A 12592-nucleotide genomic window follows, 5' to 3' on the forward strand; every position below is an offset into this window, starting at 1 on the left:
GAGGCGATCAGGCCTGCAGTGCAGCTTCCTGTTTGTGTGCGGTGTGCAGCACTTCGATCAGGCAGTCTTCCAGCTCGAAGCGTTCGCGCAGATGGCCGCCCAGTGCTTGCAGGGTCTGGGCGAAGCGCTCAGGGTCGTTGCACTCGGCCTTGTCACAGTGATCGTTGAAGTCCAGCGCGATCTGGGTGATGTCGGTGATGCGTGGGGTCATGTCTTCGGCCAGCGCCAGGGCGCGCTTGTCGTCGAAGGCCTTGGCCTCGCTGAGCAGCTGCTCGAACACTTCGAAATGCCAAGCCGATACATAGTCGACCAACACGCCGCAGAAATCACGGCTCTGCGCCTTGTCAGCGAAGGCTGGCTTGGCGTCGCGCAGTGCGCGGAAAGCCACCACCAGCTCCTGGCGTTCCAGCAGCCAGCGATCGATCAGCTTGTGGACCCCGCCCCAGCGTTCCTGGGCATTCTGGCAACTATCGAGCATGGCAGTTCTTCCCTTCTGGGTAGATGCCGCTGCACCTCGTTGCGCAAAGGTGCGCGACAAAGGGACGTCAGCAGTACGGCATCGAGCAGTTGTGTTTTCAGTGTCCGTGCTGGGAGATTATTCCCGCACGTGCTACCCATCAAGGTACGCATCGGACAAAGTTCATACAAGCGTTTCATCCCTTGATAGCGCGCCGCCGGTCGAACCATGCGCCAAGCTTGCGCTGGATCAATGTTGGGCGAGGCGGCGCAAACGATCAGCCACCAGCCGCGACAGCGGCAGCGCTGCCAGCAGCAGGAAGGCCAGCAGGCTCCACTCGGGCAAGGTCAGGTCGAGAAAGCTCCAGGACAACGCGCCGCAGTCAGGGCCACCCTTGAGCAGGGTTTCCAACGCTTGCCGCCACGGCTGCTCAAACACCGTCGGCAGCGGCTGCAGGCAGGCGCCATGAGCAAACTCCGAGCCCTGCAGCCAGACCTGCCGCGCCGCCAACAGCGCGCCGCTGGCGGAGCAGGCCAATGCCAGCATCGTGTAGACCAGCCAACCGAGACGCTGCGGGGCATGCACCAGCGCAACCAGGCAGACCAGCGCATACAGGCCCAGCAGCAGGCGCTGGCCGGAACACAGCGAGCAGGGCAGCAACCCCAGGTTTCTTTCGAGGGCGAAAGCGGCAAACAGGATCGCCAGCGAGGCCAGCAAGCCTGGGAAAAATAGAGTACGAAAACGGGCCAGCGGCATGGCGATGGGGTCCCGGAGGAGTCAATGACGTGGCTTGAGACGGTAGAGGAAATGGGCACTTTGTTTCAAGGCAATACAGTCGGGACAAGTCTCTGATTGCTGAGGAAAGTTTACCGATTGCTGTGGGAAATTTCCGAAGGAGGTCATCGCAAATTGACTTCACCGCTTCAGATTAGATACCAGCCCTTGGGCCTGCGCGGCTTGCGCAGACCCAAGGGTCGGTCAAGCTCGGGCGCCGTCTGGCAACGGCAGCGCCAGCAGGCGCTCGTCGAGCAGGCCAAGGCCTTCCTGGAACAATTGGTTGCTGCGTTCGGTTTCACCCAGGCTCGCCAGCAACCGCGCCAGCTCGGCACAGGTTTCCGGGTTGCGCTCAAAACGCAGGCTGCTCTCAAGATAATCGCGCGCCTTGCCCCATAGGCGGTTCTGCAGGCTCAAGCGGCCTAGGGTCAACAGCAGGCTCGGGTCCTGAGCGTGCTCTTTGAGCCAGCCTTCGGCGGTTTGCAGCTGGCGCGCTGGGTCATCACCACGGATCAGCCCGTACAGCCGGGCCAGATGGCTTTCGTACTGGCGTTTGAGTGCCGCACGCAAGACCTGCTCGGCTTCGCCCTGAGCGCCGACCTGACGCAGCTGTTCAGCGTAGGCGAGCACCAACTGCGGCTCCTGGCGCTGCGCGGCGGTCAGCTGCTGCCAGGCGCGTTCCAGCGCCTGCCGGGCGGCTACCGCATCATCACCACGTGTCGCGGCGATGCTCAGGTTCTGGCCCCAGGCACGCTGCTCCAGTGCAGCCAACTCAGTGGCTGGCAATACCTTGCCCTTGCGCAGGTCAGGCAGCAGCCGAATCAGCGCCGGCCAGTCGCCACGCTGCAGGTGCAACTGCTGCAGCAGGCGCAGCACCTGACCGTTATGCGGGTGGCGCTGTTGCATCGCCAGCAGGGTTTCGAGGGCACCGTCGCTGTCGCCGCGATTCATCTGCAGTTGGGCGTGGGTCAATGCCACCGCCAGTTCGGCCTGGGGTTGACGCTCGAGCGCGCGCTCCAGCAGGTTGTCGCTTTCTTCAGTGCGGCCCAGCTCGTTCGCCGCGCGGGCGGCGCCGAGGTAATACAACAGCGGCTGGCGCTCGGCTTCAGCGGCGCGGTGCAGGTGACGCTGCGCGCTGGCCCAACGACCTTCGGCCAGGTCCAGTTGGCCCTGTTCGATGGCGATGCGCGTGCGCCGGCGGCGATTGCGCCGCGACCATGGGTTGACCACCCCGGTCGAACTCAGGATCAGGCCAAGCACGTAGCGCAACAGCCACAGCACTACGATCAGGCCGATCAAGCCACCCAAGGCGGCCCACAGACCGGACTGATAGCGGAAGCTGCCGTAGGACACCATCACGTAGCCGCTGTGCTTGGCCACGGCGATGCCCAGCGCTGCGGCAACCACGATTGCCAGCACCGCGAGCAGATAGACTCGCTTCATGGCTTGCCCCCTTCGGCGTTGGCCGGCAGGTGGCGGCGCTGAATGTAGGCCTGTACCGCCGCCAGGCTTTCGCTGAGGTCAGGGGTGACCACCGACACTGGCTGCTCGGCCAGGGCGTTGAGGCTGTCGAGCATGGCCTTGCTTTGCGGGTTGTCGGCGTTGAAGTTGGCCAGCAGTACGCTGCGAGCATCATCCAGCGCCTGGGTATAAACCTTGGCTTCGCCGTTCAGGGCCGCCCATTGGGCCTGCTCGATGGTCAGGCTCAGGGCCAGGCGCAGTTGATTCAGCGACTGCCCAGCCAGCAGTGGGCGAACATTGTTGTCGGCATCGAATTCGATCTGGAAGTACTTGGATATCTCGGCCCACCAGCGCGACCAGCGACTGCTGGCATCGCCATCCGCAGTCAGCGCGCCCATGGCGTCTGCGCTGCTGTCGAATTCAGGCGACTGGGCACTGAGCTGCTGCACCTGCTCACGCTGCGCCGCCAGCTTGAGGAACAGGCCAGTGCGGTCTGGCTGCTGGGTGCTGTTGAGTGTGGCCAGGCTGCGGGCCAGCTGCTCGCGGGCGGCGAATGAACCTGGGTCGCTCTGTTCGCGGAGAATCTCGTCGGCACCTTCTACCAGCGCTTTGGCGCTGGTCACATCCTGCAGTGCAGACAAGCGCAAGGTCGCCAGGCGCAGCAGGTGCTCGGCTTCGGCCAGGCGCCATTCCTTGCGGCTTTCGCCCATTACCGTATCGAGCCGCTGGCTCAAGCGCTGCTGGTCGCCCTGCAACTGCGCCACCAGGCGCCGGCGGTCCTCCAGCTCGCTGGCCGGCGGCAAGCTGGCAAGTTGTGCGCTGATCTGCTGATCGCGCTGTTGCAACGCTGCGGTCTGCTCGCTGAAGGTTTCCATGCGCTGGCTTTGACCCAGCTCATTGCCCTGCAGTTGGCGCACTTGCCAGACACCCCAGCCGCCTACCGCAACACCGGCTGCGCCGAGCAGCAGGGCAACGACGGCAATGCCATTGCCTGAGCGCTTGGCCGGCGGGCTGACAGGGGTTTGCGGCGCGTCGAGCACCGAAGGCTGTTCATTCTGCGACAAGACAGTTTCGCTCACGTATCCATCCTTTGCATGGGGGCGCGTCGCTCTGAGCTTAGCGCCTTAAGAGGCAGGTGCAGCGCTGCGCTGCACAGCTGCCAGCAAGGCCGCGGCACTGGCGCCACGGCAATCCACAATCTGTTGTGCACCCAGCGCGCGGGCCTGCTCGGCTACGCGCGGGCTCGGCACGAACAACGGCAAGCGCGCCAGGCGCGGCCAATCGGCGTCTGCCAACTGGCGCAAATGTTCAAGACCCTGCCCACTGCTGACCACCAAGCCGTTTAAGCGTTCCCGATCGACCCGCTCGCGCAGGGTATCGGGCGGGTAATCCGGCAGGCAGCGACGATACAGTTGCAGATAATCGACACTAGCACCTAGCTCGGCAAGACGCTCTGCCAGCAGTTCACGACCCCCTACCCCGCGGACAATCAGGACACGCGGCGTAGGAACGGCGACAGCCTTGCGCAACTCGGGCAAGCCAAGCAAGGCCTCACTGTCGTCTCCCTGGGAAGGGAATGTCACCAAAAGCCCGGCGTTCTGCAATACCTGCGCAGTGGCCTCACCGACGCTGAACCAGGCGTTGGACGGCGGCACCAGGCCGGCTTTGGCCAAGTTGGCCAGCAGCAAGCGCGCAGCGGGCTTGCTCACCACGATGAATGCCTGGTAATTCGCCAGCTGGCTCAGCAGCTGGCGTTGCGCGTCATCCACAGTGACCGGCTCGATCGCCAGCAAGGGCAGGCTGCTGCTGGCGATGCCGGCGGCCGCCAAGGTCTGCGCCAGTGCCGCACAGTCCTCTTCAGGCCGGGTCAGCAGCAGGCGCCAGCCGCTCACGGATGGCCGGCCTCGCCATAGACTTCCTTGAGGATCGCCTCGGCGCCCTGCTCAAGCAGGTCTTTGGCAACCTGAACGCCAAGCGCTTCGGCATGCAGCCGCGGCGCCCGTGCTTCGGCTGCCAGCAGCAGCCCGCCGCTGGGTTGGCCAACCAGCCCGCGCAGCCACAACTGCTCGCCTTCAAGCACGGCGTAGCAGGCGATCGGCACCTGGCAACCGCCGTTGAGGTGCTTGTTCAAGGCACGTTCGGCCACCACTCGGTCGGCGGTGTCGACATGGTGCAGCGGCGCCAGCAGGGCGTGGATTTCGCTGTCGGCGCTGCGGCACTCGATGCCGACTGCGCCCTGGCCACCGGCCGGCAGGCTGTCGTCGACACTGATGCTGGCGCTGATGCGGTCTTCGAAGCCGAGGCGGATCAGGCCCGCCGCGGCCAGAATGATCGCGTCATATTCACCGGCATCAAGCTTGGCCAGACGGGTATTGACGTTACCGCGCAGGAAGCGAATTTGCAGATCCGGTCGGCGCGCCAGCAACTGCGCCTGGCGGCGCAGGCTGGAGGTGCCGACGATGCTGCCTGCAGGCAATGCGTCAAGGCTTGCGTAGGTATTGGAAACGAAGGCATCGCGCGGGTCTTCACGCTCACAGATGCAGTACAGGCCCAGGCCTTCAGGAAAGTCCATGGGCACGTCTTTCATCGAATGCACGGCGATGTCGGCTTCGTTCTCGAGCAGGGCGGTTTCCAGCTCTTTGACGAACAGGCCCTTGCCGCCGATCTTCGCCAGCGGCGCGTCGAGCAGCTTGTCGCCACGGCTGACCATCGGCACCAGGCTGACGATCAGGCCTGGATGAGCCTGCTCCAGACGTGCTTTGACGTACTCGGCCTGCCACAGGGCAAGGGCACTTTTACGGGTGGCAATGCGGATTTCGCGAGTGGACATGAAACGCCCCGATGCAGAGAAATGCTGCCGATGATAGCAGCTACTCGGGGCCTGCCTGCAGACTCAGGTCAGCAATCGGTGGTGCCGCGCCAGTGCGCGCGAGCGCAGCGGCGCCAAGGGCGAGCGATCAGTGCAAGCCCTGCATCATCTTGCGCACGCCTGCTACATGGCGGCGGCTGACGATCAATGCATCCTCGCCCATGCCCTTGAGGTAGAGCTGGAAATGCCCCAGCGGCGTACGCTGCAGCTTCTCGATACGTTCCCGGGCAACCAGCGCGTTGCGGTGGATGCGCACGAAACGCTCGCCGAACTCGTCTTCCAGCGCTTTGAGCGGCTCATCCAGCAGCACTTCACCGGCCTCATGGCGCAAGGTCACGTATTTGTGGTCGGCAATGAAGTAGATCACCTGTGACAGCGGGATCAGCTCGATGCCTTTGCGGGTGCGCGCACTGATGTGGTTGCGCGGGTTGCCGCCGTCTTCAGTGGCTGGCCGGGTCAGCGCCGCCAGCAGCGCGCGGTTGGGTTTTTCTGCCTTGCGCAGGGCATCGCGCAGGGCTTGCGGCTGCACCGGCTTGCTGACATGGCTGAGGGTGCTGTCCTTGAACGCTTCGCTGCCGTATTCGTCATCACCGGTGCAGAACACCACCGCTGGCGGCGCTTCGCGCTCGCACAGGCGAGCAGCCACCTGCAGGCCGTCCAGGCCGGGCATGCCGATATCAAGCAGGACCACGTCAGGCTTGAGGCTGTCGATCAAGGCAAGAGCTTCCTCGCCATTGGTGGCGCTGGGCTCCAGTACCGTGTAGCCCTCCTGCCCGCCGAGCAAGCGGCTGAGGTCTTCGCGGGCTTTGGGTTCGTCATCAACGATCAGGACATTCATAGTTGCGCTGGATTCCTGAATGAGTCTCGCACAAGTAATAAGCGTAAACCGGGCTCGGTAGTCCGACGCCGCAGTCACGCTCTAGACCCATGCAATGGCCAAAGATTCACTGGTCTGACAGATTCAGCGCCAGCCTATTGTCAAACTGTAGACGCTTCGTGGAACGCTGCCGTTCAATCGGTAAATATCCTTTGCAGTAACTTCGCCGGTTGATTTCCTGCTGTTTCTAGCGACCGATGCCCTGCGGCGGGCAGTGCAACCCTGTTATTATCGGCGCCACTTTTTATCGTTCACGCCTTCAACGAGTGAATCCATGAGCACTGACAAGACCAATCAGTCCTGGGGCGGCCGCTTCAGTGAACCCGTCGACGCCTTCGTCGCCCGCTTCACCGCTTCGGTCGACTTCGACAAGCGCCTGTACCGCCACGACATCATGGGTTCGATTGCCCACGCGACCATGCTGGCGCAGGTCGGCGTACTCAGCGACGCCGAGCGCGACACCATCATCGACGGCCTGAAGACCATTCAGACCGAGATCGAGGCCGGCAACTTCGACTGGCGCGTCGACCTTGAAGACGTGCACATGAACATCGAAGCGCGCCTGACTGATCGCATCGGTGTCACCGGCAAAAAACTGCACACCGGACGCAGCCGCAACGATCAGGTCGCCACCGACATCCGCCTGTGGCTGCGTGACGAAATCGACCTGATCCTAGGCGAAATCACACGCCTGCAGAAGGGCCTGCTGGAGCAGGCAGAGCGTGAAGCCGAGACCATCATGCCCGGCTTCACCCACCTGCAGACCGCGCAGCCAGTGACCTTCGGCCACCACCTGCTGGCCTGGTTCGAAATGCTCAGCCGTGACTACGAGCGCCTGGTCGACTGCCGCAAGCGCACCAACCGCATGCCTCTGGGCAGCGCCGCGCTGGCTGGCACCACCTACCCGATCGACCGCGAGCTGACCTGCAAGCTGCTGGGCTTCGAAGCGGTTGCCGGCAACTCGCTGGACGGCGTTTCCGATCGCGACTTCGCCATCGAATTCTGCGCCGCGGCCAGCGTGGCGATGATGCACCTGTCGCGCTTCTCCGAAGAGCTGGTGCTGTGGACCAGCGCCCAGTTCCAGTTCATTGATCTGCCGGATCGCTTCTGCACCGGCAGCTCGATCATGCCGCAAAAGAAAAACCCCGACGTACCTGAGCTGGTGCGCGGCAAGAGCGGCCGTGTGTTCGGCGCCCTGATGGGCCTGCTGACCTTGATGAAAGGCCAGCCACTGGCCTACAACAAGGACAACCAGGAAGACAAGGAACCGTTGTTCGACGCCGCCGACACCCTGCGCGATTCGCTGCGGGCGTTTGCCGACATGATCCCGGCAATCAAACCGCGTCACGCGATCATGCGCGAAGCGGCCCTGCGCGGTTTCTCCACCGCGACCGACCTGGCCGATTACCTGGTACGCCGTGGCCTGCCGTTCCGTGATTGCCACGAGATCGTCGGCCACGCCGTGAAGTACGGCGTCGACAGCGGCAAAGACCTGGCCGAAATGAGCCTTGAAGAGCTGCGCCGCTTCAGCGATCAGATCGAACAGGATGTGTTTGCCGTGCTGACCCTGGAAGGCTCGGTTAATGCACGTAATCACATTGGTGGGACTGCACCTGCCCAGGTGCGTGCGGCCGTGGTCCGTGGCCAGGCGTTGTTGGCTTCGCGCTAAGCGTCATGGCGGGCTGCCCGGCAGCCCGCCTTTTCACCCTCATTTGCGTTTGCTGATCATCTCCAGGAATGCCGGCATCGCCGCTTCCTTGTCTGCACGAATTTTCGCCATGTGCGGGTTCTCGCCAAGCAACTCCAGCAGCGCCCTCGCCTGCGGGAAGTCCTCGAGAAAGTCCAGATTCAATACCTTCTTGCCGACCGCGCAGGCAAGGTCGACCGAAAACACGTACATCAAGTCAGCCAGGGTCATCTGCTCACCGGCAACGTACGGCGCGAACTTGCCATTGCGCTTGAGCGTGGCAAAGCCTGCCAGCAGCTCGGTGCGGGCGCGCTCCTTGATCAGCGGCTCGACGGCCTGGCCGAAGAACGCTTCGGCGTAGCAGGTACGCGCCGGCAACTCGATGTACAGCTCGATTTCCTTGACCAGCTCGCGCACCTTGGCCTGGCCGAAGGCATCAGCCGGCAGCAGGGCTTTGCCCGGCTGAGTCTGCTCGATGTAGTCGAGCATCACGCTGGTTTCGCTGATAAAGCCATGCTCGGTCTCCAGCACCGGCACCTTGCCGCGCGGGCTGATGGCCAGCACTTGTGGGGTCTGGCCGGAAACGAACGGCACCTCTTCGAACGGCAGGGCTTTTTCCAGCAACGCCAGCTTGACCATGTTGTAGTAGTTGCTGACAGGGAATCCGTAGAGCTTGAGCATTGCGACAGCCTCCAGGCCGTGAGGGGATGGCCCGGCTGTTATAACCACTCCCTTACGCCATGACCAGCGTCATGCATGGCATAGATGGCCAGGCATTGCCGGCGCGGGCATGGCAAACTAGCCCCCTCACTACAGGAGCACTGCCATGAGCGAACCCCAAGACATCGACAACGAAGATGAAGAAGCCTTCGCCGAAGCTACCCTGACCCAGGCCATCGAAAACCAGATTGAAAGCGGCGAGCCGCCGGCGGCCCTGGCGACTTTCAACAAGCTGAAGCTGGTTGGCTATGAGCGCGAAGATATTCTCAACCTGATGGCCCATGTACTGGCCTTCGAGATTGACGCCATGCTCGATGCCGACCGCCCGTTCGATACCGAGTGGTATGAAACGGCACTGCGCGCCCTGCCGGAGCTGCCACCTGAGGCGGATCAAGGCAACGCTTGAAAAGTCTGTCTACACTCCATGATCAAGCACCCGCAGTGGTGCCTAAATCCTTGTCTGGAAGTCAGGAGTTGCCATGTCGCTTACCCCCGAACTGATCGCCGAGCTGGAAGTCCTTGCGCTGTTCAATCTCGATAGCAGCCAGGAAGGCATCCAGGTCCACCAATCCGCTTCGCCAGATAAAGTCGCTGCTGCCAAGCGCCTCTTTGACAAGCAACTGACCGACCAGCCCGATGGTGGTTATCTGACCAGCCTGGGCCGTGACGCGGCGCAGAGCGTGCAGATTGTGCTGAACATTCTCAAAGCCCCAGAAACCGCCTGAAGCCTTCGCGCCTGTTCGCGGGCCAGGTTGCTGGTCGCGAACAGGCCAACCGCCTTGCTATTAATTTGGCGTCAAAAAACCATAAATTACCCGCTATTGCCCCTTGCTCAGGCTAAACTCGGCACTGCCCTGGCCTGCCCCTGAGTGCGCAATGAACCACCCTCATGAAATCCGCCCAGACCTGGACGACGGTATCGACCGCAAAGTCCTGGCCACGCTGCGCGCGCGCTTCATGCAGATCAATAAGGGCCGCCTCGGGCGTGCACGGGAGGGCTTGTCAACGCGCCAGCAGCAGGTGCTGACGCTGTTGCCGCTGTTGTTTCATGTCAATCACCCGCTGTTGCCCGGGTATGTCTCCGGCACCACTCCAGCCGGGGTGTGCAGGTATGAGCCGGATGCCGAGCTGATTGCCGAGGGCCAGCGCCTGGCGCGCTCGTTCAGCTACAAACCGCGGCTGGGCAATGCGCCGCTACCGATTCAGGGCCTGTACCTGATGGGCAGCCTGGGCACCTTGGCCCAGGCCGAACAGAGCGACATGGATGTGTGGGTCTGCCACGCCGCCGGCCTGGCCGAGTGGGCGCTGGCCGAGCTCAGGCGCAAATGCCAGTTGCTCGAAGCGTGGGCGGCGAGCCTCGGCGCCGAGGCGCATTTCTTTCTGATCGAACCGCAGGCCTTTACCGTCGGTGAGCGCGATGGCCAGCTCAGCTCAGACGACTGCGGTACTACCCAGCACTACCTGCTGCTCGACGAGTTCTACCGCACCGCGATCTGGCTGGCCGGGCGCACGCCACTGTGGTGGCTGGTGCCGGTGTATGAAGAGCACAACTATCAGGCCTACACGCAAACCCTGCTGAGCAAGCGCTTTATCCGCACCGATCATGACCTCGACCTCGGCCACCTGGCGCATATCCCGGTCGGCGAGTTTGTCGGCGCCGGCCTGTGGCAGTTGTTCAAAGGCATCGACTCACCTTACAAATCGCTGCTCAAGCTGCTGTTGACCGAAGCCTACGCCAGCGAGCATCCACAGGTGCGCTGCCTGAGTCTGGAGTTCAAGCAGGCGGTGTTTGCCAACCAGCTCGACCTCGATGCGCTGGACCCGTACGTGATGGTCTATCGGCGCATCGAGCAGTATTTGCTACGCCGCGGCGATGTCGCGCGGCTGGAGCTGGTACGGCGCAGCTTGTATCTGAAGGTCAACAAAAAGCTCAGCGGCCGCTCGCGCAACGGCGGCTGGCAACGCCAGCTATTGGCTCGCCTGGTTCGCGAATGGGGCTGGGACGAGCGCCAGCTGGCGCTGCTCGACAGCCGCAGCCAGTGGAAGGTGCGCCAGGTCGCGCTCGAGCGCCGGGCGCTGGTGGCCGAGCTCAATCACAGCTATCGCTTCCTCAATCAGTTCGCCCGTGAACAGCAGGCCAGCAGCCGCGCCGACCAACGCGACCTGAACGTGCTCGGCCGACGCCTTTACGCCGCCTTCGAGCGCCGTGCCGGCAAGATCGAAGTGATCAACCCGGGGATTGCCCCAGACCTTGCCGAAGACACACTGACGTTGGTCCATGCAAGCAATCGCAAGGAGCCTGGCGCGTTCCACTGGAGCCTGTACCAGGGCAACCTGAGCGTGGATGAGCTGGACCACTCCAGCCCGCTCAAGCGCTGCCGCGAACTGCTCGAGCTGCTGACCTGGGCGCACCGCAACGGCGTGATCGACAGCAGCACCCGGCTGGCCCTGCATCCGGGCGCCAGCGACCTGAGCGAGTTCGAGCTGTTCAACCTGCTCGGCAGCCTGCAACAGAGTATTGCCCTGCCCTTGGAGCCCGTCAGCGAGTTGCGCCTGCTGCAGCCAAGTGTGGCGGACGAGGTCCTGTTGCTGGTCAATGTCGGCGTCGACCCGCTGCGCCATCAGCGTGAACTGAACATCCTCATGACCACCGCCCGCACCGACTCGCTGAGTTACGCCGGCGTACGCGAGAACCTGGTGCTGACCCTCGATCAGATCACCTTGAACAGCTGGAACGAGGTGCTGGTCCAGCGCTATGACGGCGAACATGCGCTGATGCGTTGCCTGCGTGACTTTCTCAACACCCCGGGCCAGCGCCAGCAACCGCCACGGCTGCAGGTGCGCAGCTTCTGTCACAACCGCGCCCAGGCCATCGCGCAGCGGGTCGAGGATGTGTTCGCCACGGCTCGCGCGTTGCTCCAGCAGCGGCTGAACTACCGCTACCTGGTACAGATCGCACAGGACACCCATGTGCTTGAGCTACAGCCTGGTGAAGTCAACCTGGTCACCGTGACCAACCACGAGCAACTGCTGGCTTATCTGGGCGAGGAGCGCAGCGAGTACAGCCCGCTGCACCTGGACGACAACGCGCTGGACGATGAAGATCTGGTATGGGTTCTGCCCCAAGGCCAGCCGCAGTGCATCCAGGTGTTCTACCGCCTGCTCGACGGCTGGGCCGACCTGTACGTGCTGGATGAATTCAATGCCCTGTGGCAGCAGCGCCTGCCGCTGGAAGATGAGGCGCACCTGTTGCTGCCGTTGCAGCGTTTTCTGCAATCGCTGGGCATGCGCCGCGATGCCCGGCTGCCGCTGACCAGTCTGCAACAGGGCTCATTGGATATTCTCTACTACCAGCTACTGCCTGCAGGCCTGGGCAAGGTGCGCAGCCTGGAGTCACGCCAGGCACCGAGCGACAATGGCAGCCAGCCCTATTACGAGGTGCAGGCGATCGTACAGAGCGCGATCGGCGATGAGGTGCATATCACCCTGTACTGCGATCAGCAGGAATATTCGCAGCTTGAATACGGCGATCAGTTGTACGCCGTGGTGGCGCGGCAGATCCTCGGCCAGCGGCGCAGTGCCGGGCGTTATCGCTGCTATATCACCGATCTGGATTTGTCCGATCTGCTCACCGATGAGCAGGGCTCGACATGCCTGCATCTGAGATACAAGCGCGAGCTGGAGCAGGCGCTGAATGACGGCGTCGAGCAGTTGCAGGCCTCACTGCAGTGAGGCCCGCGTGACCTC

Annotated in this window: 12 protein-coding genes; 4 read left to right on the top strand and 8 right to left on the bottom strand. The window is 63.1% G+C overall.

The annotated features are described in order from the left end of the window. Positions 1-7: 7 nt before the first annotated feature. From rsd to CXQ80_RS23000, 7 genes are all read right to left on the bottom strand, one after another. Positions 8-478 carry a sigma D regulator gene (rsd, locus tag CXQ80_RS22975; RefSeq protein WP_101322625.1) on the bottom strand — a complete coding sequence of 157 codons (471 nt, stop codon included), beginning with the start codon at positions 476-478 and terminating at the stop codon, positions 8-10. 228 nt (positions 479-706) lie between these two features. Further along, entirely contained in the window at positions 707-1213 is a 507-nt protein-coding gene (locus tag CXQ80_RS22980; RefSeq protein ID WP_101322626.1) for a disulfide bond formation protein B, read from the bottom strand. A gap of 222 nt (positions 1214-1435) precedes the next feature. Further along, on the bottom strand, positions 1436-2674 hold the full coding sequence (locus CXQ80_RS22985) for a heme biosynthesis protein HemY (RefSeq protein ID WP_101322627.1): 1239 nt from the start codon (positions 2672-2674) through the stop codon (positions 1436-1438). Continuing rightward, a complete protein-coding gene (locus tag CXQ80_RS25105) occupies positions 2671-3771 on the bottom strand; it encodes a uroporphyrinogen-III C-methyltransferase (RefSeq protein WP_224785570.1) in 1101 nt (366 codons plus the stop codon). Before CXQ80_RS25105 ends, CXQ80_RS22985 begins: the two co-directional genes overlap by 4 nt. A 45-nt stretch (positions 3772-3816) precedes the next feature. Beyond that, complete coding sequence (locus tag CXQ80_RS25110; RefSeq protein ID WP_224785571.1) at positions 3817-4584, bottom strand: uroporphyrinogen-III synthase; 768 nt, start codon at positions 4582-4584, stop codon at positions 3817-3819. Next, on the bottom strand, positions 4581-5522 hold the full coding sequence (gene hemC, locus CXQ80_RS22995) for a hydroxymethylbilane synthase (RefSeq protein WP_101322628.1): 942 nt from the start codon (positions 5520-5522) through the stop codon (positions 4581-4583). The genes CXQ80_RS25110 and hemC overlap by 4 nt, the downstream gene beginning before the upstream one ends. Before the next feature lie 127 nt (positions 5523-5649). Further along, complete coding sequence (locus tag CXQ80_RS23000) at positions 5650-6399, bottom strand: LytTR family DNA-binding domain-containing protein (RefSeq protein WP_101322629.1); 750 nt, start codon at positions 6397-6399, stop codon at positions 5650-5652. 313 nt (positions 6400-6712) lie between these two features. Here CXQ80_RS23000 and argH point away from each other — a divergent pair, with 313 nt between their 5' ends. Next, positions 6713-8107 carry an argininosuccinate lyase gene (gene argH / locus CXQ80_RS23005; protein WP_101322630.1) on the top strand — a complete coding sequence of 465 codons (1395 nt, stop codon included), beginning with the start codon at positions 6713-6715 and terminating at the stop codon, positions 8105-8107. Between the two features lie 39 nt (positions 8108-8146). On the opposite strand, the gene CXQ80_RS23010 is transcribed toward argH, so the two are convergent. Further along, positions 8147-8806 (bottom strand): glutathione S-transferase, encoded by a 660-nt coding sequence (locus tag CXQ80_RS23010; protein WP_101322631.1) that lies wholly within the window; start codon positions 8804-8806, stop codon positions 8147-8149. A gap of 145 nt (positions 8807-8951) precedes the next feature. On the opposite strand from CXQ80_RS23010, the gene CXQ80_RS23015 reads away from it, so the two are divergent. The 3 genes from CXQ80_RS23015 (at position 8952) to CXQ80_RS23025 (ending at position 12577) form a co-directional block, all read left to right on the top strand. Continuing rightward, positions 8952-9251: a hypothetical protein gene (locus CXQ80_RS23015; protein ID WP_101322632.1), complete on the top strand. Its 300-nt coding sequence runs from the start codon at positions 8952-8954 to the stop codon at positions 9249-9251. 73 nt (positions 9252-9324) lie between these two features. Continuing rightward, positions 9325-9570: a TIGR02647 family protein gene (locus CXQ80_RS23020; protein ID WP_101322633.1), complete on the top strand. Its 246-nt coding sequence runs from the start codon at positions 9325-9327 to the stop codon at positions 9568-9570. A gap of 151 nt (positions 9571-9721) precedes the next feature. Beyond that, positions 9722-12577: a class I adenylate cyclase gene (locus CXQ80_RS23025; RefSeq protein ID WP_101322634.1), complete on the top strand. Its 2856-nt coding sequence runs from the start codon at positions 9722-9724 to the stop codon at positions 12575-12577. Positions 12578-12592 lie beyond the last annotated feature (15 nt).

The organism is Pseudomonas sp. 02C 26 (assembly GCF_002843585.1).
Classification (GTDB): domain Bacteria; phylum Pseudomonadota; class Gammaproteobacteria; order Pseudomonadales; family Pseudomonadaceae; genus Aquipseudomonas; species Aquipseudomonas shirazensis.